Genomic DNA, 26,218 nt, shown 5'->3' with positions numbered 1-26,218 from the left:
CATACCCGGGTATTCAGGGGACGGTTGGCTCCCTGGTATGACGGCCGGCGGCCGTTGCGCCCGTAGTGTCCTGCGTGTTCGATCAAACGGAACGTGGAGGAACACCATGGGCAGTGGGGGACGGGCCTTGGCGGCGGTCCTGCTGGCGGCGACGGCGGTGCTGGGCACGGTCGGCGCGCCCGGGGCGGTGGCGGTGGCACAGGACGGCGGCGCCGGGCGGCAGGCGCGGGCGTGGCTGCCGGAGCCGACCGGGCCGTACCCGATCGGGACCACCGCCCTGCACCTGACCGACGCCGACCGCGACGACCCCTGGCAGCCCGGGCACCGGCGCGAGCTGATGATCAGCCTCTGGTACCCGACCTCCCGCCCGGCCGACCCCGGCGACCGCGCGCCGTACATGGAGCCCGCCGCCGGGGCGCACTTCGGCGGAGCCGAGGGCCTCGCCCGGGTCAACTACGGGACGGAGCCCGGACGCACCGACTGGTCCGGCATCCGCACCCACGCCCGGCAGGACGCCCCGGCGCTGCCCGGCGGCCGCCGTCCGGTCGTGCTGTACTCGCCGGGCCTCGGCGACCCGCGGACCTGGGGGACGGCGCTCGTCGAGGACCTCGCCTCGCGCGGCTACGTCGTGGTCACCGTCGACCACACCTACGAGGCCTCCGAAGTCGCCTTCCCCGGCGGGGACCTGGCCCCCTCGGTGCTCCCCGGCATGCTCGGCCGGCCGGATCTGGACATCGGCGCCGTGCTGCGCAAGGCCATGGCCACCCGGGTCGCCGACACCCGGTTCGTGCTGGACGAACTCACCGGGCTGGGCGGCCGCAAGGGCCTGCCGGCGGGCCTGGCCGGGGCCCTCGACCTCGACCGGGTCGGCATGGTCGGCCACTCGGCGGGCGGCTTCACCGCGCTCCAGACCATGCACGACGACCCGCGGATCGCCGCCGGGGTCAACCTCGACGGCCAACTGCACTTCCCCGGCCCCGACGGTCACACCGGCGTGTTCCTGCCCAGCGTCGCCGAGGACGGCCTGGACCGGCCGTTCCTGCTGATGGGCACCGGGAGCGACGACTCCGGGGCCTACCGCGAGCAGCCCGGCTGGAACGCGCTGTGGCAGCACAGCACCGGCTGGCACGCCGACTTCACCCTGACCGGCTCCCGCCACGGCTCGTACACCGACGGGCAGCCCCTGCTGCCCCAGCTCGCCCGTCAGGGCGCGCTCGACGCCGAGCAGCTGCGCAACGACGTCGGCGACATCCGCCCCGGCCGCGCCGAACAGGCCACCCGCTCGTACGTGGCCTCCTTCTTCGACCGCTGGCTGCGCGGCCACGACGACCACCTGCTGGACGGGCCCTCGCCGCGCTTCCCGGAGATGGCGTACGAGCGGTAGGGGCCGGCGGAGCCGAAGGCCCGGCCGGTCAGCCGGATCCGAGCAGTGCGAGCCGGCTGGCGGTCCGGTCCAGGTCGCGCAGCAGGCCCTCGTCGCCGGCCCGCCCCCCCCGACCGGGCGTTCGCCGCTGGGCGCTCCCGGCGGAAGTCCACCGGGCCGGCGACCTCGACCACGTCCATCCGCTCCTCGATCAGCCGGATCGTCGGCTCGAACAGGTGGTGGTACAGCGGGTTCGGCATCAGCCCGGCGGGCGGGTAGTTGGAGGTCGTGACCAGGGTGATCCGGCGTTCCAGCAGGGTCCGGAAGAGCCGGGCCACCAGCATCGCGTCCCCGGCGTCGTGGGCGTGGAACTCGTCGAAGATCAGGACCCGGCAGTCGCCGAGCAGCTCGTCCACGGCCCGGTCGACCGCCGCCACCCGCTCGCCGGTCCGGTCCCGGTGCGGGTCGGCGGCGTGCAGGGCGACGCCCTCGTGCAGGCGGCGGAAGAAGTCGTGGAAGTGCAGCCGCCGCTTGCGGGGCGTGGCCAGGCCGTCCAGGAAGGTGTCCACCAGCCAGCTCTTGCCCCGGCCCACCGGGCCCCACAGGTAGACGTGGCGCGGCGGGCGGCGGACCAGCAGCCCGGTGCGGGCCAGCTCTCCGGCCAGCCGGGACAGCCGTTCCGCGGCCGGCCGCTGCGCGGGATCCACGGCGAAGCCCCGCTGTTCGGCGACCCGTCCGAAGTGCGCCAGCATCGCCTCGTACTGCTTCGTCGCCTTGTCCGTCATGTCCGCGAACCCTGACAGGGCCTCAGAACCGCCCCCGCGGCGCCCACCTGGGGGTGGGGGAGTGCCGAGGCCACCCCGGATCCGGTCCAGGCCCTGACCTAGCGGATCTCCGAGCCGGGGTTCGCGGCGTCCCAGCGCTGCCGGGACGTGACGATGGCGTCGTGGTGGTCGTAGGACCAGTCGGCCATCGCCCGGACCAGGTGGGTGAGGCTGCGGCCGAGCGGGGTCAGCTCGTACTCGACCTGCGGCGGGACGGTCGGGTGGACGGTCCGGGACACCAGGCCGTCGCGTTCCAGCCGGCGCACCGTCAGGGTCAGCATCCGCTGGGAGATCCCCGGCAGGGCGCGCTGCAGCTCCCGGAACCGCCGTACGCCCTGGGCGAGTTCGGTGACGGTAAGGACGGACCACTTGTCGCCGAGACGGTCCAGCAGGTCGCGGATCCCGCAGTCCACGCCGTCCTCGCACCAGACCGCTGCGCGGGGGGTGGTTACCGCGGTGTGCCCTGCTGACATGAATGTGCCTCCTTACGCCGGACGCCCAGGCTATCGAGGATGGTCCCGTTGCCGACGAACGATCATTCCTGGAGGAACGTCATGCTGCTCGTCACCGGTGTCAACGGAGGCCTGGGCACGCTCGTGTGGGAGAGGCTGGGCGGCCGCGAGGGCGTGCTGGCGGGGAGCCGCACTCCCGAGCGGGTGCCGGCCGGAGGTGCCGCCCGGCTGGTGGACTTCGACCGGCCGGAGACGCTGGCCGCGTCCTTCGCCGGGGTGCGGACCCTGCTGCTGATCTCGGCAGGCGCCGCCGAGGACGACGTGGTGATCGCCCGGCACGGCGCCGCGATCGGGGCGGCGGAGCGGGCGGGCGTCGGGCACGTCGTCTACACCAGCCTCTCCGGCGACGGCGACCACCTGCCCTACGCCCTCGCCCACCGCTGGACCGAACGCCGGCTGCGCGCGTCGGCCTCCCTGCGCTGGACCGTGCTGCGCAACGGCCTGTACGCGGAACTCCTGGGCGTGATCGCCGCCCCCGGGCCGGACGGGGTGATCGGCGCTCCGCTCGGGGACGGGCGGGTGGCCGCGGTGGCCCGGGCCGACCTGGCCGAGGTGGCGGCCGCGGTCGCGCTCGACCCGGGCGCCCACGCGGGCCGGACGTACGAGCTGGTGGGGGAGCGGGCGTTGGGCGGCGCGGAGGTGGCCGGGGCGCTCGGCGCCGAGTACCGGCCCGGGCGGCTGGCCGAGGCCCGGACGGCGCTGGCGGCCTCGGACGCGCAGGACTTCCAGGTGCCGATGCTGGTGGGCACCTGCTCGGCGATCGCCCACGGCTTCCTGGCCGGGCCGGGCGGGCCGGGCGACCTCGCGGCACTGCTCGGACGCCCGCCGCGCCCGGCCCTGGAGGTCATCGCCGGCGGGTGATGATGAATCCGGGCGGCCGCAGGGCGGGGAATTCCCGTCAGGAGAGCTGCCCCGAAACGCGGTTCACTGAATGCCGACTGGCATTCCGGGCCGTATTCAGTGAATGGCTACACGCGTTGAATCCATGTCATCAATAACGCTTGACCTGCTTCGACGCGTTTCTTAATCGCCCCTTACCCTTTGCCGTTGACCGGTGTTCATCAGCTCTGCTTTCCTTCTAGCCCAGCAGGCGGTGGAGAACCGACGGCCAGTCAATTCCGGGTGTGCGAAGGAATGTCGATCGGACCTGACTCCCGCGGAAATCCGTCGTCCGCCCACCCCCACAAAGGGATCGTCCCCGGCCCCCTCAAGGCCGCGGGACGGTCGGCAGAAGAGAGAGGCACCCTCACCCATGGGTCACTCCCCCAGAACCGGTCGCGCGAAGTACGCGGCGATCACCGGACTGGCGTCGCTCGCGCTCGCCGCCGCAGGCCTGGCCGGCGCCGCCGGTCCGGCCTCCGCGCAGGACATCTCCGGTTCGCAGAGCAGCACCGCGAACGAGTTCAACCCCTGGAGCCCGCAGAACGGCCACCCCTACCGGCACGGCGCGGTTCCCGGCATGTCCCAGCACGAGAACTACAAGAAGTGGCTCTCCGCCCGCAACCAGGCCGCCGCGACCGGCCAGCAGACGCTGTCCTACGGCGGCGGCGTCGACGGCATCGGCGTGCAGAGCGGGCACTCCAAGGTCTACCTGGTGTTCTACGGCAACCAGTGGGGCACCCAGAGCACCGACGCCAACGGCAACGCCAAGTTCTCGGGCGACTCGGCCGGAGCGGCCGGAGCCACCCAGCAGATGTTCAAGGGCATCGGCACCAACGGCGAGACCTGGTCCGCCGACCTCACCCAGTGGTGCGACGGCCCCAACGTCGCCACCGGAGCCGTGAGCTGCCCGTCCAACGCCAACTTCATCCCGTACCAGAGCGGCGGCGTCCTGTCCGGCGTCTGGTACGACAACGCGGGCGCCTCGCCGAGCCAGTCCACCGGCAACCAGCTCGCCCAGGAGGCGGTCAAGGCCGCCGGCCACTTCGGCAACACCACCGCCGCCGCCAACCGGGACGCGTACTACATCGTCCTGTCGCCGCACGGCACCAACCCGGACGACTACCAGAACCCCAGCACCGGGTACTGCGCCTGGCACGACTGGAACGGCGACACCACCCTCACCGGCGGTGCGGCGAGCTCGCCCTACGGCGACATCGCCTTCTCCAACCAGCCGTACAACATCGACGCGGGCTCCAACTGCGGCGTCGGCTTCGTCAACTCGCCCGGCACGCTGGACGGCTGGACGATGACCCTCGGCCACGAGTGGCACGAGATGATGTCCGACCAGAACCCGGCCGGCGGCTGGACCAACCACGTCTCCGGCAGCAGCTACAACGGCCAGGAGAACTCCGACGAGTGCGCCTGGATCCGGCCCGGCAGCACCGGCGGCGCCGCCAACGTCTCCTTCGGCACCTTCGGCAGCTACGCCGAGCAGGCCAGCTGGTCCAACGACACCAACTCCTGCGCGATCTCGCACGCCATCCTGACCCACGGCAACGCGGTCACCGTCACCAACCCGGGCAACCAGAGCGGCACCGTCGGCACCGCGGCGAGCCTGCAGATCAACGCCACCGACTCGGCCACCGGCCAGACCCTGACCTACTCGGCCACCGGCCTGCCCGCCGGCCTGTCGATCAACTCCTCGACCGGTTTGATCTCCGGCACCCCGACCGCCGCCGGCACCTCCAGCGTCACGGTCACCGCGACCGACACCACCGGCGCCGTCGGCAGCACCGGCTTCAGCTGGACCGAGTCCACCACCGGAGGCGGCGGCACCGCCGTCACCAACGGCACCTTCGAGACCGGCAACCTGACCGGCTGGACCGCCGCCGGCTCCACCTCCGCCCCCGCCTCCGCCGCCCACAGCGGCAGCTACGGCGCCATGGTCGGCTCCACCAACCCGACCGGAGACTCCTCGATCGCCCAGACCTTCACCGCGCCGACCGGCTCCAGCAAGGTGTCCTTCTGGTACAGCAACACCTGCGACGACACCGTCACCTACGACTGGGCCACCGCCACCCTGAAGGACAACACCACCGGCACCACCACCACGGTGCTCGCCAAGACCTGCACCACCACCGGGACCTGGACCAACAAGACCGCCACCGTCACCCCGGGCCACTCCTACACCCTCACCCTGAGCAACCACGACGACAACTACCCGGGTGACCCGACCTACACCTACTACGACGACGTGACCGTCTCCTGACGACGACCGCGCCGAACGCACCGGGGTGGGCCCAGCGCCCGCCCCGGTGCCGTTTCCGACCCCGGGGGGGGGATCCGACCCCGGGGAAGTATCCGGTCCCGGGGGGGATCCGATCAGGCCGTCGGTACGTCGAACCGGTACCGCTCGCACACCGTCAGAAGGAACCCCCCGTGAACCCGAGAAGACCCGCCGCCGCCCTGGCACTGACCTCCGCCCTGCTCGCTCTCACCGGCTGCGCCTCCACCGGGACGGGCCCCTCGGCGACCGCCCCCGCCCAGGGCACCCCGAGCCCGGCGGCCGTCACGGTGGACGAGCACGCCGACCACACCACCCTGAAGGTGGCCGTCGGCACGATCGTCACGCTCGCGCTCCACACCACCTACTGGTCCGCCGCCACCAGCTCCGCCCCCGACGTCGCCGCCCCGAGCGGCACCCCCGTCACCGTCCCGTCCCCCTCCTGCCGCCCCGGCGGCGGCTGCGGCACCGTCACCACCACCTTCGCCGCCCACGCCCCCGGCACCGCCAGCCTCACCGCCACCCGCACCATTTGCGGCGAGGCCCGCGAGTGCCCGCCCGACCAGCGCACCTACGAGGTCACCGTGGAGGTCACCGGCTGAGGCCCGGGGAGGCCGCCGGGGCGGGCACCGGACGGGCCGCCCTCGGTCACCCGGGGAGCGGGGCCGTCCTGGTGCCGCCGGCCGGTCGCCCGCCCGCCGCCCGGCCAAGTCCCGGCCGGTTCCCGGCCGTCGGGCGCTCCGCACCGACCCGCCGAAAAATTCTTCCGCCAGGCGTACAACCAGGTGCGTCACCCATCGCGTTCAGCAGCCGTGAGAATGACACGACGGGCGCGGCCCACCAGGCCGCCGCAGTTGACGGGAACGGCACGGACACCATGGCGGGGACAGCACGATGAGGGACGCGACACCGGGCTTCGAGGAGTTCGTCGCCGCCTGCGGCCCGAAACTGCTGCGCGTGGCCTGGCTGCTGACCGGCGACCGGCACCAGGCCGAGGACCTGCTGCAGACCGCGCTCGCCAAGGTCTGGCCCAAGTGGGACCGGATCTCCATCGACCGGCCCGAGGCGTACCTGCGGAAGGTCCTGGTCAACTGCCACGTCTCCTGGTGGCGCCGCCGCTGGACCGGGGAACTGCCGCACGACGAACTCCCGGACCGGCCGACGCCGGGCGCGGACCCGTACGAGGACGTGGTGCTCGGGCAGGTCGTCGCCCAGGCCGTCCGGGCACTGCCGCCGCGCCAGCGGGCCGTGGTCGTGCTGCGCTTCTTCGAGGACCTCAGCGTGGAGGAGACCGCCGAGGCACTGCGCTGCAGCACCGGAACGGTCAAGAGCCAGACGCACCACGCGCTGGCCGCACTGCGCGGCCGGCTGCCGGCCCGGGAGCAGCTGCTGGACGGAGGACACCGTGAACGGATCTGACCTGCTGGACCCGGACGGTCACGGGCCCGCCGACACCGAGGTGGAGCAGGAGCTGCGGTTCCTGCTCCACGAGGCCGCACCGCACCTGGCGGCTCCCGAGGACCGGATGGACCGGGTCCGCGCCCGTGTCGCCCGGACCAGCCGCCGGCGGCGGGCCGCCGGGCTCGGCGCCGGGCTGACCGGCGGGCTGCTCGCCGCGGCCCTGGCGGCCGCGCCCGCCATCGCACCGGCACCGGACCACGGGGTGGCCGCGGGGCCGGCGGGGGCGCCGTCCGCCGTGGCCTCGCCCGCACCGGCGGGGGAGCCGTCCGGCATGGTCGTGCCCCCGGGGTCGGCCACCCGCTTCGCGTCCCTCCCGGACCTGGTCGTCGAGGTGCCGTACGGCTGGCACTCCCGCGACGGCATCACCGGCAACCCCCGTGACGGCATCGGCTTCATCGCCACCGAGCCGCTCGGGGCGACGCCCTGCCAGTCGAAGGGTGTCTGCGCCCCCCTCGGACCGCTCGCGGCTGACGGCGTCTTCCTCGTCCTCCAACTGGTCGACGACCCGAGCCGGATCGAGCAGGTCCCCGGCAGCCCGGTCACCCTCACCGACGAGCAGCCCCCCGCGTTCTGCGCGATGGACGGCGGCACCCGGGCGCTCGTCGGGCGCCGCAGCATCGTCCGCGACGGTGCACCCGCACTGATCGAGCTGGAGGCGTGCCTGCGCCGGCCGTCCGAATCGACGCTGCTGCAGGTGCGGCAGGTGCTCGACTCGATCCGGACGACCGGGAACGACCGGCCGCCCGCGAAGGCCCCGCGCGGCTGATCCGGCCCGCCCCCTTCCACTCGACGTCCTCCTCCTGAAACCCCTTTCCCGAAGGCCGAACCGCCATGTCCCTACCCCGTCGCGCCCTCGCAGGGCTGGCGCTGCTCCTGGTGAGCTGCGCGCCCGCTACCGCCGGGCCGCGCCCGGCGCTCAGCGTCCGCCCGCCCGGCGGCTCCCCGCGCGGAACCCGTCCCGGTCGCGGCAGGACCTGACCACGTCCTGACGTTCCGTCAGTCAGCCGCCTCTGCCTCCGCCTCTGCCTCGGCGACCCAGTCGGGGAGCGGTTCGCGGCAGGCCAGCCACTCCTGCGGTACGTCGGTGAGGCCGGTGCGGGCGGCGACCACGCCGCCGGTGATGGCGCAGGTGGTGTCCACGTCGCCCAGGCCCTCGGCGGTGGTCCACAGGGCGTCGGCCATGCTGTCCAGGTGGTGCGCGGCGGACCACAGGGCGAACGGGACGGTGTCGCTCGCCCGGATCCGCTGCCCGTTGCCGAGTAGGTCGGCCGCCCGCCACGGCTCGGTCGCCGGGGACAGCTCGCCGGCCCGTCGCAGCCCGTCGCGGACGGCGCCGGCCGGGGTGCGGTCGGCGACCTCGGCCAGCAGCTCGGCGCCGACGGGCGCGGGGCCGGTGCGGCCGCGCGCGGCGAGGGCCGCCGCCAGGGCGACGGCCACCGCCCCGGCCACGCCCTCGGGGTGCGCGTGGGTGACCTCGGCGGACAGCGCCGCCTGCTCCGCCGCCTCGTCCAGGTCGGTGTGGAACCAGGCGCCCAGCGGGGCCACCCGCATCGCCGCGCCGTTGCCGAGGCTGCCCTGGCCGTCGAACAGCTCGTGCGCCCGGGTGCGCCAACTCGCGGGCTGCGCGGCCAGTTCGGGCAGCAGCACGTGCATGCCGTACCCGTAGCCGCGGCCGTTGTCCGCCCGGTAGGTCGCCCCGAAGGCCTGGGCCAGTCGCTCCTGGTGCACCGCGTCGAAGGCGGTCAGGACCCCGAAGACCGACAGTGCCATCGCGGTGTCGTCGGTCCAGTGCCAGGGCCCCTCCTCCGGTGTGCGCCGGGCCCGGATCTGCTCGAACGCCTCCCGGGGCGAGCGGAAGAGGGGGAACCAGCGCTCCCCGAATCCGTCCCCGAGGGCCAAGCCCTCCAACGAGTCGCGAGCGGCGGAAAAGGATGTCATCCGGGCATCCTGGCAGGACTCCGGGCCTGCCGCAGTCAGGTTTCCGGGGGAAGGCGGACCCGGCTGCGGCAGGCCGGTGGCGGACCCGGTGACGGTCAGTCGCCGAGGACGGCGATCCGGCCGGTGCTCAGCCCGCCGGCGACCCGCCGGACCGCGTCCGCGGCCCCCGCCAACGGCACCCGGTCGCTCACCAGGGGCCGGACCGTGCCCTGCTCGGCGAGCTTCGTCAGCTCGTCGTGCGCGGCGCGGACGGCGCCCGGGTCGTGGGTGTTGTACAGGCCCCAGTGCAGGCCGAGGATCGCGTAGTTCTTCACCAGAGCGTGGTTGAGCGCGGGCGCGGGGATCTGCCCGGCGGCGAAGCCGACCACGACGATCCGGCCCTCGAAGGCGACGCACCGCGCGGAGCCGGTGTAGGCGTCTCCGCCGACCGGGTCGAAGACCACGTCCGCGCCGCGCCCACCGGTGGCCTCCTTGACCGCGGTGACGAAGTCCCCGGCCGTCCGGTCCACCACGAGGTCGGCGCCGAGTGCACGGGCCGCCTCCGCCTTGGCCGGGCCGCCGACCACGGCGATCACCCGGGCCCCGGCGGCGCGGCCGAGCTGGACGGCGGCGCTGCCGACCCCGCCGGCCGCCGCGTGCACCAGCAGGGTCTCGCCGGCCCGCAGCCGGGCGCGGCGGTGCAGCGCGAACCACGCGGTCTGGTGGCCGATGTGCAGCGCCGCGGCCTCGGCGTCGTCCAGCGCCCCGGGTGCCGGGAACGCGGCCGCAGCGTCCAGCAGCGCGTACTCGGCGAAGGCGCCGTGCGGCAGCACCGGGTTCCCGATCAGCCGCTCGCCGCGCCGCGGCCCGTCCGCGACCTCGCCGCACAGTTCCACGCCGGGCGTGAACGGCAGCGGCGGTCGGACCTGGTACTGCCCGCGCACCATCAGCGCGTCGGGGAAGTTGACGGCGGCGGCCCGCACCCGGACCAGCAGCTGACCGGGGCCGGGCACCGGCCGCGGCACCGCCTCGGCGAGCCGCATCACCGCTTCCGGCTCGCCGAGCTCCGCGACCTGCCAGGCCCTCACAGCGCCTCGCTCCTCTCCAGCCCCTGCTGGAGCCGGTTCATCCCGGCGATCCAGCGGTCCGGCTCGGTGGCCCGGACGCGGTAGTACTCGGCGACCTCGGGGTGCGGCAGGATCAGGAAACGGTCCTCGCGCAGCGCGGTCAGCGTCGCCTCGGCGACGTCCTCCGGGTCCAACGCGGTCGGCGCGAGCAGGGCCTCGCCGACGGCACCGGTGGAGGCGAGCATGTCGGTGCGCACGCCCTGCGGGCAGAGCGCGTGCACCCGTACGCCCCGGTGGCGGTAGGTCGCGGAGAGCCACTCGGCGAAGGCGAGCGCCCCGTGCTTGCTCACCGCGTACGGTGCGGAGCCCAGCATGGTGAGCAGCCCGGCGGCGGAGACGGTGGACAGGAAGCGGCCCTCGCCGCGCTCCAGCCAGCGGGGGAGCAGCAGGTCGGCGGCCCGGACGTGGGCGAGCACGTTGACCTCCCAGGCGCTCGCCCAGGCGGCGGCGGGCGCGTCGGCCCCGCCGACCGGGGCGACGCCGGCGTTGGCGCACCACACGTCGATCTCGCCGAGTGCCGTGCGGGCCCGGTCGACCAGATCGGCGAGGCCGGCGGCGGAGGCGGCGTCACCGGGCAGGGCGGTGCCGCCGCAGTCCGCGGCGACGGCGCGTGCGGCGTCGGCGTCCAGGTCGTTGACCACGACCCGGGCCCCGGCGGTGGCGAAGGCCCGGGCCAGCGCGGCCCCGATGCCCCGGCCGGCGCCGGTGACGACGACGCCCCGGTCCGCGAGCTCGGCCGTCACATGCCACCGCCGAGGGTGACTCCGCCGTCGACGACGAGGGTCTGGCCGGTGATCCAGCCGGCGTCGGGGGAGAGCAGGAAGGCGACCGCGCCGGCGATGTCCTCGGGGACGCCGAGCCGGCCGAGCGGGTAGGCGGCGGCGACCTGCTCCTCGCGGCCCTCGTACAGCGCCTCGGCGAACTTGGTCTTGACCACGGCGGGCGCGACGGCGTTGACCCGGATGCCCTGCGGGCCCAGTTCGGCGCCGAGTTCGACGGTGAGCCGGATCAGCGCGGCCTTGCTGATGCCGTACATGCCGATCCCGGCGGAGGCGCGGATGCCGGCGATGGAGGCGACGTTGACGACCGAGCCGCCGTGCTCGCCCATCCACGCGGCGTGAGCACGGCGGGTCCAGGCGAGCGGGCCGAGCACGTTGACGGCCAGGATCTTGGCGGCGGCGGCCTCGTCGGTGCCGAGGACCGGCCCGTAGACCGGGTTGATACCGGTGTTGTTGACCAGGTGGTCGAGCCGGCCGAAGGCCTCCAGGGTGCGGGCGACGGCCTCCTCCTGGTGTGCCGGGTCGTCGGCCTTGCCCGCGACGGCGATGGCGTTCTCCGGGCCGCCCAGGTCCTGGACGGCCTGGGCCAGCGGCTCGGGGTTGCGGGCGGTGAGGCAGACCTTGGCGCCGCGGTCGACCAGTTCGCGCGCGATGCCGAGGCCGATGCCCCGGCTCGATCCGGTCACGACGGCCACCCGGCCCTTGAAGGAGTGCACCACGGAGCGTCCTGCCTTTCCCACGGGGGTCTCGACCGCGACGGACCCCGACGGACCCGGACCGCGACGGGTCTCGCCGGCGACCGAGGCGACGACCGAGGCGGCGGCCGAGCGCTTGCTGACTAAGCGCTTGCTCAGCATGCTGTCGGTGCGGGAGCCTGTCAACAGCCTGCCGACCGTCCGCCGGGGCCGTCCGGCGATCGGTGGGAAAACCTGTACGAGTTCCCGTGCGGCTCTCTGGGAGGATGACGCCATGACCAGCACCCCGATGGCCGACCTCTGGCCGACCCTGCCCGGCGCCGACACCCGCCCCGAGGCGGCGTACCGGCTGCTCCAGGCGGCCGTCGAGTCGTTCGCGGAGCGCGGCTTCCACGCCACCACCACCCGGGACATCGCCACCGCCGCCGGGATGAGCCCGGCCGCGCTGTACATCCACTACCAGTCCAAGGCCGCCCTGCTGGCCGAGATCAGCCGGGCCGGGCACGCCGCCACGCTGGCCCTGGTCCGGGACGCCGTGGCGGGCGGGGGCGGCCCGGCGGAGCGGATGCGGCGGCTGGTCGAGCAGTTCACCGCCTGGCACGCCCGGGCCCGGACGGTCGGGCGGGTGGTCAACTACGAGCTGCACGCGCTGCCCGAGGACGCCTACGCGGTGGTCGCGGCGTTGCGGCTGGACATCGAGCGCGAGGTCAGCGCACTGATCGAGGAGGGCGCGGCGGCCGGCGACTTCCAGGTCTCGGAGGTGCGGACGGCGGCGCGCGCGGTCACCTCGCTCGGGATCGACGTCTCCCGCTGGTACACCGACCGATCGACCGAGACGCCGGAGGAACTCGGCCGCCGCTACGGCGAGTTGGTGCTGCGAATGCTGGGCGCCCGGGTCTGAGGCGGCAGGCCGCCCGGCTCGCCCTTGACCTGCTCGTGGGGGTGCGAGCAGACTCGTATACGACGTACGTGTGCCTCGTAAGGCGTACAGCGCCCGGGGTCGGCTCACGGGTGACACCGCGGGCCCTCCCCGGCGCACTCCCACCGCGGTCCCGACACCGCGGATCGAAGCAGAACACCTCCCACGGCGACCACGCCCCCCGACCGGCGGCGCCGACGGGAGCGACCACCGGCCCGGGCGGTCGGAGAAGGGGAGGTGCGGTGATGCCCTTCCGGCGAGCGGATCCGGTGTTCCACCGGGCCGCCTGAACGCACGTGCCCACGTGTCAGGGCGCCCGCCGCGATCGGTCGCGGCGGGCGCCCTGCTGTCGGGCACTGTGGCCGGGGGTGGGTCAGGCGGTCGCCAGGCAGAACTGCACCAGCCCGGCGTCCACGTCGCGGATGATCTCCTCCATCTCCGCCCAGCGCGGGTGGAACTCGGTGCCCCACTCGATGGTGAAGCCGAGCACCTTGCCCAGGTCGGGATCGGCGAACCCGCGGGAGTAGGCGTAGTCGTCGCTGGTCCCGCTGGTCGGGTACAGGTGGAAGCCGGTCATCGGCTTGTACGACAGGCCGCGGACGCCGTTGACGCCCTTGCAGAACGCCTCGGCGAGCAGGACGGCGGCGTCCTCGTCCTCCTTGGGGATGTACTCGGAGTAGGCGAGGTCGCCGGGCAGGCCGCGCTTGCCGTCGTACGCGGAGTTGCGGAAGTTCATGTCGGGGTCGACCGACTGGTTGTCGTCGTCGCCCCAGTTGTAGAGCACGTCCTGCGAGTAGCTGTGCACGTCGACGAACCACCGGGTCAGCGGGAGCTGGTCCAGCAGCCACTGGACGTTGCGGGTCTCCGGCTCGGAGAACGGGCTCGGTCCGGCGTAGACCTGCTGGTCGCACGGGTCGGTCGACACCTGGGGGTCGGCCTTCGGGTCGAAGGCGGTGACGAAGTCGAAGAGGAAGTCGTAGTTGCGGTTGAGGTCGACGCCGACGCAGTCCGAGTCCGGGTTGCCGCCGGCGTTGGCCGGGTTGCGGTTCTTGCGCCACATCGGCCGGACGGTCTGGCTGTAGTTCCGGCCGTCGGGGTTGACCAGCGGGTAGACCACCAGGTCGAGCCGGTGCAGCAGACCGCTGACCTGGCCCGCGGTGAACGCCGTGCCGCCGTAGCCGAGGCCGGTGCCGTTGCGGTGGGCCTCCAGCAGGTCGGCCGCCAGGTGGACGAGGATCTCGCAGCTGCCCCATTCGCGGGCGTGTACGCCGCCGATCATCAGCACGCACGGCTTGGGTGTCGCGGCGGGTTCGCCGATCACCAGGGCGTGGGCGGTGCGGCCCTCGAACGAGGGCTCGGGCAGCGTGACGAGTTGGGTGAGGTCGGGGTAGGCGGTGGCCAGGCTGGTCACGGCGGACTCGACCTCGGTGACGTTCAGGTACGGCATGACGGGCCTCCCGGGTCAGCCGGCGAGTTTGGTGGCCAGGCCGTGCGGGACGGCGTCGTCGGGGGCGAACCGGTCGCCGCTGCCGACCTCGGCCTGGGCGGCGCGCCCGGCCTCGCTGGCGTTGCCGGTCCGGGTGACCGTGACGCCCTCGCGTTCGAGGTCCGGGATCCGGTCGGCCGTGGTGTAGACGTCGATGCCGATGCGGCCGTCCGCCTCGACGTGCGGGCGTCCGCCGACGTCGGGACGGTTCTCGCGCAGCAGGGCGCGCAGGGCCTCCGGGTCCTCTGAGGTGACGTGGAGGCGCAGGATGTCGTCGTCGGGTGATGCGTGCGGAACGGCGGACATGGGGACTTCTTCCGGGCGCCCTCCGGTGCGCGGCCGGGGTTTCCCGGCAGCCGTCGGTGGCGCCGATATCAGGGGATATGTCCGACGTGTACCTCGTATCCTCAGGATGCGTCGCCGCCGTAGAACGCGTCAAGGGGTGGCTGCGGCATCCCGTCCAGCAGGCTGTCGAGGCCGGCCAGCATCTCGGCGTCGTCGTCGAACTCGGTGAAGCGGGGCGCGAGGGCCCGCAGCCGGGGGTAGTCGGCGGCGGGCAGCCGGTGCAGCCCGAGCCGCAGCACCGGCTCGGGCTCGTCCGGGTTGTCGACCACCTGGCGCTTGTCCACCAGCAGGCAGCCGAGGTTCCAGGCCACGAAGGTGCGGTAGACGGCCAGCGCGGTGGCGTCGTCGAAGCCGGCCCGGCCGAGCACCGCGAGGATGTGCTCGGTGAGTTCGAGCACCGGCGCCGGGCGCCGGGCCAGCGGGACGGTCAGCGGCCGGGTGGCGACCAGCGGCAGGATCTCGGGGTGGGCGTGCGCGGCGGCGGCGAAGGACCGGGCGATCCGGCTCAGCTCCAGGCGCCATTCGGGCCGGTGCCGGGTCGACTCGTGCGGCCCGTTGTCGGCGTTGGTCCGCAGCCGGGCGTTGACCTCGGTGAAGTAGGACTCGATCAGGCCGTCGAGCAGGGCCTCCTTGCCCGGGGTGTACCGGTACAGGGCCATCGACTCGACGCCCAGCTCGGCGGCCAGGCGGCGCATGGTCAGTGCGGCCAGGCCCTCGCGGTCGACCAAGGCGACGGCGGCGGCGAGCACCAGCGGGCGGCTCAGCCGCCCCCGTTTCTCGGTGCCGTCCCGTTCGGCCATGTCCGCGCTCCCGGAGGGTGTCGCGCGACGAGTGTCGCGCCGTGGATGTCACGCAACGGATACAGATCCAGGATACAAGGTAGGAATCGGTCGTAAACGGGTGCGCCGGAACCGATCTTCGGATCCGGCGATTTCCCTGGTCAGCCGACCAGCACCCGGACGGCGAGCCCGGCGACCAGGGCGGAGGACCCGAGTGCGGTGAGTAGTCGGCCGCGCGGACCGGTCAGCGCTCGCCCGAGCAACGCCCCGCCCGCGGCCAGCAGCAGCTGCCAGCCGGCCGAGGCGGCGAACACGGCGGCGACGAACACGGCCCGGGCGAGGGTGCCCGAGGTCGCGCCGTCCCGGCCCGCGCCGCCCAGCACCAGGGCGGCGAAGTAGAGCACGGTGAGCGGGTTCAGCAGGGTGATCCCGAGCAGGGTGAGGAAGGCCCGGGCGGGCGTGGGCGGGGCCGGCTCCGAGGCCCGTTCCGGCGTCGCGGCGGCCCAGGGGCGGCGGCGCAGCGCGCCGTGCGCCGTCCGGGCCGCCAGGGCCAGCAGCACCAGGGCGGAGCCGGTCCGCAGCGGCCCGGCGACGGGTTCGAGCAGCGGGGCGAGGCCTCCGCCGCCGGCCGCGGCGAGCTGCGCGTACAGCCCGTCGGCGGCGGCCACCCCGAGGGCGGCGCAGGCGCCGGTGCGCAGCGAGGTCCGCGCGGTGAGCGCGACCAGGTACGCCCCGACGGCCCCCACCGGGACGGCGACGCCGAACCCGGCGAGCAGCCCCGCGACCAGCGCGGCCCTCACGTGCGGGCGGCGTCGGTCCTGCGTGGGCGGCCGGGCTGCTGTCGGACCGAGGCCGGGCGGGCGGCAGAGGTCACGGGCAGCGGGCGGGCGGGGGAGGTGGTCATGGGCCGATCGTGGCGGCCGGGTCCGGGGGCGGCAAGTGGTTTTCGGACGGTGCCGGGTAGCGTGGGCCGTTCCCCGACCACAGTTCCCAGGAGGGCCGATGAACAGTCAGAACGACCCGGTACGCGTGATGTTGGCGGATGCCTGGGGCTCCTGGGCGGAGCGCGGAGCGGCGCTGAGCGCCGAGGACTGGGACCGGCCGACCCGGCTGCCCGCGTGGACCGTCCGGGAGCTGTACACGCACGTGGCGCCGGTGCAGGAGATGTTCACCGGGCTGCGCGACGCCGTCGTCGACGGCCCGGCCGAGGTCACCACCGGTGCCGGGATCCTACGGGCCTACAACCGGCCCGGGGGCATCGCGCACACCGCCGCCGGGCAGGTCGCCGAGGCCGCGAAGGAGGTCGCGGAGCGGACCGCGCCGGCCGTGCTGATCGCGCGGTTCGGGGTCGAGGGGCCGGCCGCCCTGGCCGGGATCGCGGACCTGCCGCCGGACGCGACGGTGGCGCACCCGCTGCTCGGCAGCGTGCGGGTCGGCGCGCTCGGGGAGGTGGCGCTGATGGAGGCGACCGTCCACCTGCTCGACCTGATCGCGGCCGTCGGCGGCCCGCCGCCGCCCGGGGCGGCGCTGGACGCCACCCGGGCGCTGCTGGCGGAGGTCGCCGATCCGGTGGACTTCATCGAGGCGGCGACCGGGCGCAGCGCCCGGTCGGTGCTCCCGGTCATCCGCTGATGCCCGCGGTCATCCGCTGACGAGGCGCTCCCGTCAGGGGTCGGTCACCCCTGGTCAGCAGCGCCCGCGGTCATCCGCTGACGAGGCGCTCCCGTCAGGGGTCGGTCACCCCTGGTCAGCAGTATGATCAGCGGCTGGAATCGGCCCGATCGGGGGAGAGTCAGTGGACCAGGTCCTCAGCATGTGGTGGGTGCTGCCCGTCGTCCTGTACGGCAGCGGGTGGATCGTCAAGGACGCGCGGCAGGCGTTGAAGGTGCGGCACGAGCGGAAGATGGAACTGCTCGCGGCCACCGAGCGTCGGCACGCCGCCTTGGAGGCGGCCAACCGCCCGCCGGAGCCGATCTGCGGCTGCACCCACCACCTGGCCAAGCACGACAAGCAGGGGCGCTGCCACGAGGAGGTCGAGGCGCCGACCGCGTGGGACGCCGACCGCCGCCCGCTGCAGTTCGAGGCGCGGCCGTGCAACTGCCAGCAGTACATCGGCCCGGAGCCGCTGGGCACGGTGTTCGCCCCGGAGCTGGTCGACCCGCGCTGATCCCTCCGTCGGTCCGCGGGTCGACGGGATGGGTGGCGGTGCCCGTGCCGCCACCGGTGCCCGGTGGGGCCGGGGGTGGCGCCCGGTGGGGCTCGATGGGCACCGCCGGGGCCCGCTGGGGCCCGCTGGGGCCGGGCACTTGGTGTCATGAGCCTTTCAAAGGTGCGGGTTTGCTGTCACGCTGCTGCTCCCGGCCCGCTCCCCACGAGAGGTTCCGATGAGAAGACTCCTGCATGCCCTGACCGGCGCCGCCCTGTTCGCGGCAGCCGGACTCGCGGCGCTCGCCACCCCCAATGTGGCGAGCGCCGCGGACTGCACACCCGCCCAGGTGGTGGCCAACGGCGGTTTCGAGTCCGGCAGTTCGCCGTGGACCGCACCCAGCGGCGCGATCACCGCCGACAGCGGCCAGAGTGCGCACTCCGGCAGCTCCTACGCCTGGCTCGACGGCTACGGCTCGACCCACACCGACACGCTCTCGCAGTCCCTCACCCTCCCCACCGGGTGCGCGACGGCCACGCTCGGGTTCTGGCTGCACGTCGACACCGCCGAGACCACCACCAGTACCGCCTACGACAAACTGACCGTCAAGCTCGGCTCGACCACCCTGGCCACCTACTCCAACCTGGACGCCGGGAACGGGTACGTGCACAAGACCGTCGACGTCTCCGCGTTCGCCGGGCAGACCGCGACGCTCGCCTTCACCGGGGTCGAGGACTCCAGCCTGCAGACCGGCTTCGTCCTGGACGACGTCACCCTGGACGCCTCCGGCGGCACCACCCCGCCCCAGCCCGGTGACCCGACCCGCACCCCGTCCGCGCCCGGGTACACCGTCAGCCTCACCAGCGACGCCTCCGGGAGCAGTTGGACCGGGCACGAGAGCGTCACCTTCGGCAACGCCTCGCCCACCCCGCTGAACGAGGTGTACCTGCGGCTGTGGGACAACGCCCACGGCAGCTGCCCCAGCACCCCGATCACCGTGACCAACGTGACCGGCGGCACGCCCTCCCCGCTCTCGGTGGACTGCACCGCGCTCAAGGTCACCCTGCCGGCGCCGCTCGCCCAGGGGCAGAGCGGCACCGTCGGCTTCGACCTCGCCATCACCGTGCCGAGCGGCGCGGACCGCTTCGGCCACGACGGCGCCTACAACTTCCTCGGCAACGCCCTGCCCGTCCTGGCGGTCCGGGACGCGGCCGGCTGGCACCTCGACCCGTACACCAACAACGGGGAGTCCTTCTACACCGTCGCCGCGGACTTCACCGTCACCCTGGACCACCCGTCCGGCCTGCTGGTGCCCGCGACCGGCACCTCGGTGGACACCCCCGGCGCGGCCGGGCGGACCGTCACCAAGGCGACCGCGAGCAAGGTCCGCGACTTCGCCTGGGGCGCCGGGCCGTTCACCAGGATCTCCGGCACCTCCGCGGCCGGCGTGAAGGTCAACGTCTACTCGGTGGCGGGGATCAGCAGCGCGGACGCCAAGTCGATGCTCACCACCGCGACCTCGGCGGTCGACGCGCACGCCCAGCGCTACGGGGCCTACCCGTACGGCGAACTGGACGCGGTGATCGACAACAGCTTCTGGTTCGGCGGCATGGAGTACCCGGGCTTCGTCCTCGACCTGGTCAGCACCACGGCGCTCACCCACGAGATCGGCCACCAGTGGTGGTACGGCATCGTGGGCGACGACGAGTACAACAGCCCCTGGCTGGACGAGGCGTTCACCGACTACGCCACCGACCTCGCCCTCGGCAAGACCGGCAACGGCTGCTGGAACAGCGTCTCCTGGGCCTCGTCGGCGGAACGGATCACCAACTCGATGGCGTACTGGGACGCCAACTCCGACCGCTACTCCACGGTCGTCTACGGCTACGGCAAGTGCGCCCTGCACGACCTGCGCCGCACCATCGGCGACACCGCGATGACCACGCTGCTGCGCAGCTACGCGCAGGCGCACTGGTACGGGGTGTCCACCACCGCGGAGTTCAAGGCCGCGGCCCAGGCCGCCACCACCGTCGACCTGACCTCCTTCTGGAGTCAGCACCGCATCGACGGCTGACCCTCTCCCGCCCGCGTCGCCCCCGGTCCCGGCCGGGGGCGACGCGCCTTGACGCGGGGCACGGCCGGAGGGACGCTGTACGTGTACGGCATATGCGTGTGCCGTACGTCGACAGTCGAAAGCACACGACGCGAAGTCGCGCGGCTCCCGGCGCTGACCCGACCGCTGGAGCGATCATGTCGAGCACCCACTACGTGGCGCTGCCGGACAGCTCCCGCGTTCCGCTCGGCGGAGCGCGGGTCATCGGACCGGCCGACCCACGGACCCCCCTCACCGTCACCGTCTACCTGCGGCGCGACCCCGACGCGCCCCCGCGCCCGGACGTGTACGAGCTGGCGCTGCAGGCGCCGACCCGCCGTACGGTGCCGACCGACGACGAGTACGCCGCCACCCACCGGTGGAGCGCCACGGACCTCAAGGCACTGGAGGCCTTCGCGGCCGAGCACCGCCTCACCCTCTCCGACGAGGACCCGCTGGCCCGTAGCGTCAACCTGACCGGCACCACCGGCGACGTCTCCGACGCCTTCCGGGTCACCCTCGCCCGCTACCGCTTCCAGGACGCGCGGGGCAAGCCCCGGGTCTACCGCGGCCGGGAAGGCCGGATCCACGTGCCGGACCGGCTCCAGGACGTCGTCACCGGCGTGTTCGGCCTGGACGACCGGCCGATCGGCTCCCGGCTGCTGATCCGCCGCGCCGCCCGGGCGGTCCCGGTGGCCCACGCCGCCCCGGTGATCCGGCCCGGCGCCTTCCTCCCACCGGACCTGCAGGCGCCGTACGCCTACCCCGAGGACACCGACGGTGCCGGGCAGTGCATCGCCGTGCTCGCCTTCAACGGGGAGACACCACCGGGCGTCCCCTCCGGGGGCTACTCGCGCGACGCCCTGCGGACCTACTTCGTCGACGTCCTGCACCAGCCGATGCCGGACATCACCGACGTGGTGATCCCGAACGTCGGGAGCCCCGGCAACGACCCGGGCCAGGACTCCGAACCCGACACCCCGGACACCACCGGCGAGATCATGCTCGACCTCGCGGTGGTCGGCGCCCTCGCGCCCAAGGCGAAGATCGTCGTGTACTTCACCAAGTTCACCGAGCGCGGCTGGGTCAACGTGATCACCCGGATCGTCAACGACACCGACCACCGGCCCACGGTGGTCTCCTGCAGCTACGGCAACCCCGAGCTGGTCGCCGGAAGCCTGTTCACCGCCGGCGCGGTCGACCGGATCGACCGGGCCTTCGCGGCTGCGGCGGAGAAGAACATCACCGTCTGCTGCGCCTCGGGCGACGACGGCTCGCGCGACCAGGGCGACGACGAACGCGCCCACGCCGACTACCCCTCCTCCGACCCGCACGTCCTCGGCGTCGGCGGGACCCGGCTGGTCGTGCGCCAGGGGCAGGTCGTCAGCGAGACCGTCTGGGACGACGGACCGGGCAGCCGGACCGGCGGCGGCGTCAGCGCGATCTTCCCGGTGCCGCCCTACCAGGACACCGTGATGGTGCCGCCCTCCGTCAACCCGCCGCACCAGCGGGGCCGCGGGGACCCGGACGTGGCCGCGCTCGCCGACCCCGAGACCGGCGTGGTGATCCCGAGCGTGGACGGCGTGAACTTCAACCAGACCGGAGGAACCAGTGCGGCCGCCCCGATGTGGTCGTCGCTGATCGCCCGGGTCAACCAGGGCCTCGGTGCCCAGGTCGGCTTCCTCAACCCGCTGCTGTACGCGAAGTTCGCGACGGGCGTGCTGCGGGACGTCACCGAGGGCAGCAACGGCGCCTTCGCCTCCGGGCCCGGCTGGGACCCGTGCACCGGCCTCGGCAGCCCGGGCGGCCAGAACCTGCTGGACGGCCTCAAGGCCCTGTGACCCCTCTTCGGTCCGCACCCGTCGGTGCGGGGCACGCACTGCGGCGGCCCCGCACCGACGCCCGTCCGTCAGCCCAGGGCGAGCGCGCGGAGGCGGTCGGCCGCGCCGTTGAAGTAGTTCTGGTCACCGGGGAAGGTGCCGGAGTCCGCGAACTGCCAGAAGGTCTGGTAGCCCCAACCGGTGGGCAGGGTGCCGACGGTGGAGGCGTAGCGGGCCACCCAGAGCGGGTTGGTGGTGATGCGAGCGTGGTCTGGGACAGGGCAGGCTCCTCTCAGCCGGCTGCGACGGTCTTGAGCGCGAGGGTGCGGAGCGGGGCGAGGCGGGTGCGGTTGTCCTGGTGGCGGTGGGAGCCGGCTGCCCGCGGCCCGCGAGGGCGAGTGGCCGCCGCACGGCTACCTGGGGCCGAAGGTGTTGAGGAACACCACGGGCGCGTTGCCGAAGTACCCCGCCGAGTCGAGGCCGATGAGTGCCGCGAAGGCCTTGGCGGTGTACGTCCGCTCCAGTTCCAGGCCGGCCCGGGACGAGGCGCGGTCGAGCGCCTGCTCTCCGGGCCCGGTCGGATGCGCGTAGCCGGGACCGAGCCAGCGGTACTCGGCGACGACGTCGTGCGGGCCGAGCCCGACTTCCGGCAGGTCGGCCCCACGAGCCCGCAGGAGGGCGTGGGCCTTCCCCGCCAGTGCCACGAGCGTGGCGCCGTCCAGTCGCAGGGTGTCGTTGACTACGACTCCCAGGACGCGCGTCCGCAGCCCGGCGAGCCGTAGCCCCAGGGCCAGCCCGGCGGCGGTGCCGCCCGAGCCGACCGGTGTCACGATCCATCCCGGCTCGGGCAGCAGTCCCTGGCGCACCTGGCCGGCCAACTCGAGCGCGCACTCGACGTACCCGAGGGTGCCGAGCGGTGAGGAGCCGCCGGCCGGGAGGACGTAGGGAAGGGTGAGACCGCGCGTGTACCGGGCGACGAGCCAGGGCACCGCCAGGATCAGCCGGGTCTTGGTGTGCAGGAAGTGCAGAGCGGCGCCGGAGGACCGCAGCCGCCGCAGCTGCGCCCGGACATGGTCGTCGACCGGGTGGTCGACCAGCGCGAGGGCGACGTCGAGGCCCTGCTCGCGGGCGTAGAGCGCGGCTGCCAGGCCCCAGTTCGTCCCGAGCCCGCCGACGCTGAGGATCGTCCGGGCTCCCCGGCTCCGGGCCTCGGGCAGCAGCCACTCCAGCTTGCGGACCTTGTTCCCGCCCCAGCCACCGCCGCCGTAGCCGCTCTCGTCCTTCAGCCACACGGAGAACGGAAGCCGAGCTTCGTCAGGGGGCGTACCGGTGTCGGCCCGTCTCCCAGCGGCAGGTACGGCAGGGACGCGGCGAGTGTCGGCCAGAGTTGGTGGAGCAGCGGACGACCTGTCATGAGAGCGACTGTAGGGGGAGGTCCAGGTGTGGGGGAGAGCCCCGAGGGACCGTTCGATGACGGGACGGACTCGGTCGCGGCTCAGGTCGGCGGACGGTGATCCGTGCTCCCGGGTGAAGCAGACGGCCTCGCGCTGGTCACTGTTGCCGGAGGGGTAAAGGACGGAAGCCGGACGCTGCCAGCGGTCGTCGGCCGGCTTCGTGGCGGTCTCTCTCGCGGGGCCGTCCTGCCGTAGGAGGTGGTCGGCAGGACCTGGACGGGGGAAGAGTCCTCGCCGCTGAGGAGGACGGCTTGCCGGGCGGGGCCGGTGAGGTCGCCGAGTTCGACGTTCTCGACGGGGGCCAGTTCGGTGGCGGCCTTGGCGAGGACGGCCTGGGTTGGTTCCGGGTCGTCGAGGTCGGATGAGTGCGGCATCGACGACCACGCGTGCCCGGGGACCGACCACCATCATTGGTCGACACCCCGGGCGTCGTTGCGTCAGGTCGGGATCAGGGCAGGCGCCAGATCTGGTTGGCGGCGGCAGAGCAGTCCCACAGGATCAGCCCGGTGCCGGCAGGGCCGGCGCCCGAGTCGTCCAGGCACTTGTTGCTCTGCGGGTTCTTGAGGGTGCCGTCGGTCTGAGGCTGCCAGACCTGGTTTCCGGCGCCGCTCACGCAGCCGTACAGCTGGATGGAGGTGTTGTTGCCGGGGTTGGTGCCGGGGGCGGTCATGCATTTGCCGAGGGTGCGCAGGGTGCCGTCGGCGCCGACGGTCCACTGCTGGTTGGCGGCGGTGCCGCTGCAGGCCCAGACGACGAGCGGGTTGCCGTCGGCGGTGCCGGCTCCGGAGTCGTCGACGCACAGGCCGTTGATGCCGGTGATGTGGCCGGTGCCGGTGCCGGTGGTCTTGTCCAGGCCGATCTGGACGGTGCCCAGGTGGCCGGCCGCTGTCGCCGGTGTGCCGGAGAGCCGGCTGAACGTCATGCCGGAGACTGGGGCCGACACCTGCTGGACCAGGTAGGACTTGCCGGCCGTGGTCGGGATGGTGAACTGTCCGGCCCTGGTGGGGCGGACGATGACGGTCGACTGGTCGGTGCCGTCGACGACCGACACGCTCTGGCCGGGCCAGGGGTTGCGGATGTCGATGGTGCCGGTGGAGCCGGCGTGGATGCCGACGGTGCCGATGACGCCGCCGTGGACCTGGACGGAGACGGTGCTGCCGCCGTGGATGTACTGGGTGCCGTCGGCGTCCCAGCCCTGGGGCAGGGCCGGGGCGATCCGCAGCAGGCCGTCGTAGTCCTGGACCAGCGACTCGTTGATCGCGAGCGCGACGTTGGCGGCCTGCTCGATGTAGGGCTCGGTGCCGCCGGACTGGCCCCACAGGTTGGCCAGGCCAGTGGGATAGGTCTGGTACTTCTGGGTCAGGGCGGTCAGGTCGGCGGCGACCCGCGTGCCGAGGCCGAGGCGGGCGGCGTGGACGGCGTCGAAGCTCCAGTCGTTCTGCTGGACGTTGACCCGGCTGTTGTAGGTGCGCCGGGCCACGGGCAGCAGTGGTGAGTTGTCGCCGATCAGGCCGTAGGGCCAGACGGCTTCGAGGTCGTCGTTCTCGGTGTTGTAGACCGTCGCGTTGGGCTGCGAGGACTGGCCGAGCACGTCGGTGCCGGAGGCGTCGGCGGAGGCGGTGAGGTTCTGCCGGTGGGTCGCGGCGTCGGTGCGCGGGTAGTCGGGGATCTGCGGGATCGCGGCGTGCAGTTGGGAGATCAGCGAGGCGTCGGTGTTCAGGATCTCGGCAGCGGAGATCGTGGCGGGGAAGAGGCCCTTCATCGCGTCGATCATGTTGACCGGGTCCTGCACGTTCCACTGGTTCTCGTGGACGTTGGCCACCGCGTGCCGGCCGCCGTCGGGGCCGACCGTGGTGAAGGCCAGCAGGAACTGGGCGGACTGCTGCAGGAGCGGGTAGTTCGCCGTCAGGAAGGCCTTGTCACCGGTGGTCAGGTACTGCTGCCAGACCCAGAGTCCGATTTCGGCGCCGGTGGAGACCGTGGCACCGTTCCAGGTGGTCAGCGCCTGGTCGCAGGAGGCGTCGCCGAACGGGTCGCCGTCGTTCTGGAAGCCGTTGCCGTTGAAGCGCATGGTCTCCGGCACGCAGATCCCGGGCCGGTTGCCCATGTGGGTCCTGGTCCAGGCCTGGATGTTGGCCAGGTTGGAGGTGTAGAGGTTGTAGAGGCCGGTGTTGAGCTCGAAGGCGCCGGCGCCGATGTTGGCGGCCACCTGTCCGCGGATGTTCCAGAACCAGTAGCCGGCCGGGTACCAGTTCTGGGTGTCCTGGGAGAAGTTGAAGAGGTCGGCGACTCCGGCCTGGGAGCCGGGCAGCGGCCCGCGGGACTCCTCGGCGGTGTAGAAGTAGTACAGGGTGCGCAGCTTCTCCAGGTAGGCGGCGGTGCCGTCCGCCGAGGAGAGCTTCACCAGGCCGAGCTTGCCCCAGTAGTCGTGCCACCAGGCCTGGTGCGGTGCCTGCAGGGTGTCGGAGCTCGCGGTCGCGTCCGAACCCAGCAGCGAGGCGGCGGTGGCGGCGGCGTTGCCGCCGGTCCAGCTCGGGCTGCTGACCAGGATCCGGAAGCTGCCGTCGGGGTTGGGGGAGAGGTCCACCCGCACGGTCTGCGGGTCTGCGACCGTGGCGGTGACGTTGCGCCCGCCGGCGGTGAGCGCGGCCAGCGAGCCGAAGGTCCGGCCGGATCCGGTGGTGGCGTTGCTGTCGACCCAGGTCTCGGCGAGCGTCGCGACGCCGCCGGAGGCCGCCGCGGCCGGGGTGCGCCCGGACCACAGGTTGACGGTGGCGGACTGGACGGTGTTCGGGTCGGCGCCGGTCACGTCCACGACCAGCTCGTCCTTGTCGGCGCGGACGTAGATCGCCGCGCTCATCCCGCCGCCGGACTCGCGCAGCACGCCGTCGTACGGGTCGACGGTGGCGGTGAAGTCGGCGGCGCTCGTGATCCGCGACAGGCCGGGGATCTGCAGCCAGCCGGGGGACTTGCGGCCGGGCAGGGTGTCGGCGCGGTTGAGCTGGGCGGTGAAGCCGTTGGCGGCCCAGACCGCGGCGCCGAGGGTGCCGTTGCCCAACGGCATCGACTGGGTCGCCGCGGTGTTCGGGCTGCCCAGGACGATGTTCGCCTCGCGGACGAGGCTCGCGGTGTCGACGGAGAACGCGCCGTTGGACCAGGCGGTGGTCGTGGTCGAGGAGGCGGTCGCCGTGGTGGGTGACCAGGCGGCGGCGGTGGTACCAAGGGCCAGGGCGACTATCGCCCTGACCACCGGTGCACTTCGCATGTTGCGGCCCTTCAGCGGGGGTGGGGGAGTAATCAGTGGTGGTGCACAGACCGGAGTCCCGTCGTCCC

Annotated in this window: 23 protein-coding genes and 1 pseudogene; 11 read left to right on the top strand and 13 right to left on the bottom strand. The window is 73.5% G+C overall.

The window, feature by feature from the left end; genetic code table 11:
• Positions 1 to 37 precede the first annotated feature (37 nt).
• A pseudogene (locus AB0D10_RS11355) lies at positions 38 to 595 on the top strand (hypothetical protein); the annotation flags it as partial.
• Between the two features lie 608 nt (positions 596 to 1,203).
• On the opposite strand, the gene zapE reads toward AB0D10_RS11355, so the two are convergent.
• A complete protein-coding gene (zapE, locus tag AB0D10_RS11350) occupies positions 1,204 to 2,148 on the bottom strand; it encodes a cell division protein ZapE (RefSeq protein WP_360254331.1) in 945 nt (314 codons plus the stop codon).
• A 98-nt stretch (positions 2,149 to 2,246) separates the two neighbouring features.
• A complete protein-coding gene (locus tag AB0D10_RS11345; RefSeq protein ID WP_360254329.1) occupies positions 2,247 to 2,660 on the bottom strand; it encodes a helix-turn-helix domain-containing protein in 414 nt (137 codons plus the stop codon).
• Between the two features lie 81 nt (positions 2,661 to 2,741).
• On the opposite strand from AB0D10_RS11345, the gene AB0D10_RS11340 reads away from it, so the two are divergent.
• The 5 genes from AB0D10_RS11340 (at position 2,742) to AB0D10_RS11320 (ending at position 8,092) form a co-directional block, all read left to right on the top strand.
• Positions 2,742 to 3,560, top strand: coding sequence for an NAD(P)H-binding protein (locus AB0D10_RS11340; protein ID WP_360254327.1), 819 nt, complete (start codon positions 2,742 to 2,744; stop codon positions 3,558 to 3,560).
• Between the two features lie 391 nt (positions 3,561 to 3,951).
• Positions 3,952 to 5,850: a putative Ig domain-containing protein gene (locus tag AB0D10_RS11335; protein ID WP_360254325.1), complete on the top strand. Its 1,899-nt coding sequence runs from the start codon at positions 3,952 to 3,954 to the stop codon at positions 5,848 to 5,850.
• Positions 5,851 to 6,020: 170 nt separating this feature from the next.
• The gene (locus AB0D10_RS11330; RefSeq protein ID WP_360254323.1) at positions 6,021 to 6,467 is read left to right on the top strand and encodes a hypothetical protein; all 447 of its coding nucleotides are present in this window, start codon (positions 6,021 to 6,023) and stop codon (positions 6,465 to 6,467) included.
• A 292-nt stretch (positions 6,468 to 6,759) separates the two neighbouring features.
• Positions 6,760 to 7,284, top strand: a complete 525-nt coding sequence (locus tag AB0D10_RS11325; RefSeq protein WP_360254321.1) for a SigE family RNA polymerase sigma factor — start codon at positions 6,760 to 6,762, stop codon at positions 7,282 to 7,284.
• Complete coding sequence (locus tag AB0D10_RS11320; RefSeq protein WP_360254319.1) at positions 7,271 to 8,092, top strand: hypothetical protein; 822 nt, start codon at positions 7,271 to 7,273, stop codon at positions 8,090 to 8,092. Before AB0D10_RS11325 ends, AB0D10_RS11320 begins: the two co-directional genes overlap by 14 nt.
• Before the next feature lie 230 nt (positions 8,093 to 8,322).
• On the opposite strand, the gene AB0D10_RS11315 is transcribed toward AB0D10_RS11320, so the two are convergent.
• From AB0D10_RS11315 to AB0D10_RS11300, 4 genes are all read right to left on the bottom strand, one after another.
• Positions 8,323 to 9,264, bottom strand: a complete 942-nt coding sequence (locus tag AB0D10_RS11315) for an ADP-ribosylglycohydrolase family protein (protein ID WP_360254317.1) — start codon at positions 9,262 to 9,264, stop codon at positions 8,323 to 8,325.
• Between the two features lie 95 nt (positions 9,265 to 9,359).
• Complete coding sequence (locus AB0D10_RS11310) at positions 9,360 to 10,331, bottom strand: NADPH:quinone oxidoreductase family protein (RefSeq protein WP_360254315.1); 972 nt, start codon at positions 10,329 to 10,331, stop codon at positions 9,360 to 9,362.
• Positions 10,328 to 11,113, bottom strand: coding sequence for an SDR family oxidoreductase (locus AB0D10_RS11305; RefSeq protein ID WP_360254313.1), 786 nt, complete (start codon positions 11,111 to 11,113; stop codon positions 10,328 to 10,330). Before AB0D10_RS11305 ends, AB0D10_RS11310 begins: the two co-directional genes overlap by 4 nt.
• Positions 11,110 to 11,868 (bottom strand): SDR family oxidoreductase, encoded by a 759-nt coding sequence (locus AB0D10_RS11300; RefSeq protein WP_360254549.1) that lies wholly within the window; start codon positions 11,866 to 11,868, stop codon positions 11,110 to 11,112. Before AB0D10_RS11300 ends, AB0D10_RS11305 begins: the two co-directional genes overlap by 4 nt.
• Before the next feature lie 250 nt (positions 11,869 to 12,118).
• Between AB0D10_RS11300 and AB0D10_RS11295 the strand changes: the two genes are divergently transcribed.
• Positions 12,119 to 12,745, top strand: coding sequence for a TetR/AcrR family transcriptional regulator (locus tag AB0D10_RS11295; RefSeq protein ID WP_360254311.1), 627 nt, complete (start codon positions 12,119 to 12,121; stop codon positions 12,743 to 12,745).
• Between the two features lie 391 nt (positions 12,746 to 13,136).
• On the opposite strand, the gene AB0D10_RS11290 is transcribed toward AB0D10_RS11295, so the two are convergent.
• From AB0D10_RS11290 to AB0D10_RS11275, 4 genes are all read right to left on the bottom strand, one after another.
• The gene (locus tag AB0D10_RS11290) at positions 13,137 to 14,210 is read right to left on the bottom strand and encodes a M14 family metallopeptidase (RefSeq protein WP_360254309.1); all 1,074 of its coding nucleotides are present in this window, start codon (positions 14,208 to 14,210) and stop codon (positions 13,137 to 13,139) included.
• 15 nt (positions 14,211 to 14,225) lie between these two features.
• Positions 14,226 to 14,555 carry a hypothetical protein gene (locus tag AB0D10_RS11285; RefSeq protein WP_360254307.1) on the bottom strand — a complete coding sequence of 110 codons (330 nt, stop codon included), beginning with the start codon at positions 14,553 to 14,555 and terminating at the stop codon, positions 14,226 to 14,228.
• A gap of 101 nt (positions 14,556 to 14,656) precedes the next feature.
• Positions 14,657 to 15,394: a TetR/AcrR family transcriptional regulator gene (locus tag AB0D10_RS11280; protein WP_360254305.1), complete on the bottom strand. Its 738-nt coding sequence runs from the start codon at positions 15,392 to 15,394 to the stop codon at positions 14,657 to 14,659.
• Between the two features lie 140 nt (positions 15,395 to 15,534).
• Positions 15,535 to 16,173, bottom strand: coding sequence for a LysE family transporter (locus AB0D10_RS11275; RefSeq protein ID WP_360254303.1), 639 nt, complete (start codon positions 16,171 to 16,173; stop codon positions 15,535 to 15,537).
• A gap of 202 nt (positions 16,174 to 16,375) precedes the next feature.
• Here AB0D10_RS11275 and AB0D10_RS11270 point away from each other — a divergent pair, with 202 nt between their 5' ends.
• From AB0D10_RS11270 to AB0D10_RS11255, 4 genes are all read left to right on the top strand, one after another.
• Positions 16,376 to 17,005 carry a maleylpyruvate isomerase N-terminal domain-containing protein gene (locus AB0D10_RS11270; RefSeq protein WP_360254301.1) on the top strand — a complete coding sequence of 210 codons (630 nt, stop codon included), beginning with the start codon at positions 16,376 to 16,378 and terminating at the stop codon, positions 17,003 to 17,005.
• A 181-nt stretch (positions 17,006 to 17,186) separates the two neighbouring features.
• On the top strand, positions 17,187 to 17,540 hold the full coding sequence (locus tag AB0D10_RS11265; protein ID WP_360254548.1) for a hypothetical protein: 354 nt from the start codon (positions 17,187 to 17,189) through the stop codon (positions 17,538 to 17,540).
• A 217-nt stretch (positions 17,541 to 17,757) separates the two neighbouring features.
• Positions 17,758 to 19,593 carry a M1 family aminopeptidase gene (locus AB0D10_RS11260; protein WP_360254299.1) on the top strand — a complete coding sequence of 612 codons (1,836 nt, stop codon included), beginning with the start codon at positions 17,758 to 17,760 and terminating at the stop codon, positions 19,591 to 19,593.
• Between the two features lie 176 nt (positions 19,594 to 19,769).
• On the top strand, positions 19,770 to 21,452 hold the full coding sequence (locus AB0D10_RS11255; protein WP_360254297.1) for a S53 family peptidase: 1,683 nt from the start codon (positions 19,770 to 19,772) through the stop codon (positions 21,450 to 21,452).
• 68 nt (positions 21,453 to 21,520) lie between these two features.
• Here AB0D10_RS11255 and AB0D10_RS11250 read toward each other — a convergent pair whose 3' ends face one another.
• The 3 genes from AB0D10_RS11250 to AB0D10_RS11240 form a co-directional block, all read right to left on the bottom strand.
• On the bottom strand, positions 21,521 to 21,670 hold the full coding sequence (locus AB0D10_RS11250; protein WP_360254295.1) for a hypothetical protein: 150 nt from the start codon (positions 21,668 to 21,670) through the stop codon (positions 21,521 to 21,523).
• Between the two features lie 174 nt (positions 21,671 to 21,844).
• A complete protein-coding gene (locus AB0D10_RS11245) occupies positions 21,845 to 22,723 on the bottom strand; it encodes a pyridoxal-phosphate dependent enzyme (RefSeq protein ID WP_360254293.1) in 879 nt (292 codons plus the stop codon).
• 610 nt (positions 22,724 to 23,333) lie between these two features.
• On the bottom strand, positions 23,334 to 26,150 hold the full coding sequence (locus tag AB0D10_RS11240; protein WP_360254291.1) for an RICIN domain-containing protein: 2,817 nt from the start codon (positions 26,148 to 26,150) through the stop codon (positions 23,334 to 23,336).
• Positions 26,151 to 26,218: the final 68 nt, after the last annotated feature.

The organism is Kitasatospora sp. NPDC048545 (assembly GCF_040651155.1).
Taxonomy (GTDB): Bacteria; Actinomycetota; Actinomycetes; order Streptomycetales; family Streptomycetaceae; genus Kitasatospora.
The sequence above is the reverse complement of the archived record's forward strand: the minus strand, read 5'-3'. Positions and strand labels throughout refer to the sequence as shown.

Coding starts and splice junctions, on each gene's coding strand:
- AB0D10_RS11265 (WP_360254548.1), top strand. CDS start 17,187: ATGTGGTGGGTGCTGCCCGTCGTCCTGTACGGCAGCGGGTGGATCGTC.
- AB0D10_RS11345 (WP_360254329.1), bottom strand. CDS start 2,660: ATGTCAGCAGGGCACACCGCGGTAACCACCCCCCGCGCAGCGGTCTGG.
- AB0D10_RS11270 (WP_360254301.1), top strand. CDS start 16,376: ATGAACAGTCAGAACGACCCGGTACGCGTGATGTTGGCGGATGCCTGG.
- AB0D10_RS11285 (WP_360254307.1), bottom strand. CDS start 14,555: ATGTCCGCCGTTCCGCACGCATCACCCGACGACGACATCCTGCGCCTC.
- AB0D10_RS11260 (WP_360254299.1), top strand. CDS start 17,758: ATGAGAAGACTCCTGCATGCCCTGACCGGCGCCGCCCTGTTCGCGGCA.
- AB0D10_RS11295 (WP_360254311.1), top strand. CDS start 12,119: ATGACCAGCACCCCGATGGCCGACCTCTGGCCGACCCTGCCCGGCGCC.
- AB0D10_RS11325 (WP_360254321.1), top strand. CDS start 6,760: ATGAGGGACGCGACACCGGGCTTCGAGGAGTTCGTCGCCGCCTGCGGC.
- AB0D10_RS11255 (WP_360254297.1), top strand. CDS start 19,770: ATGTCGAGCACCCACTACGTGGCGCTGCCGGACAGCTCCCGCGTTCCG.
- AB0D10_RS11335 (WP_360254325.1), top strand. CDS start 3,952: ATGGGTCACTCCCCCAGAACCGGTCGCGCGAAGTACGCGGCGATCACC.
- AB0D10_RS11290 (WP_360254309.1), bottom strand. CDS start 14,210: ATGCCGTACCTGAACGTCACCGAGGTCGAGTCCGCCGTGACCAGCCTG.
- AB0D10_RS11315 (WP_360254317.1), bottom strand. CDS start 9,264: ATGACATCCTTTTCCGCCGCTCGCGACTCGTTGGAGGGCTTGGCCCTC.
- AB0D10_RS11240 (WP_360254291.1), bottom strand. CDS start 26,150: ATGCGAAGTGCACCGGTGGTCAGGGCGATAGTCGCCCTGGCCCTTGGT.
- AB0D10_RS11340 (WP_360254327.1), top strand. CDS start 2,742: ATGCTGCTCGTCACCGGTGTCAACGGAGGCCTGGGCACGCTCGTGTGG.
- zapE (WP_360254331.1), bottom strand. CDS start 2,148: ATGACGGACAAGGCGACGAAGCAGTACGAGGCGATGCTGGCGCACTTC.
- AB0D10_RS11280 (WP_360254305.1), bottom strand. CDS start 15,394: ATGGCCGAACGGGACGGCACCGAGAAACGGGGGCGGCTGAGCCGCCCG.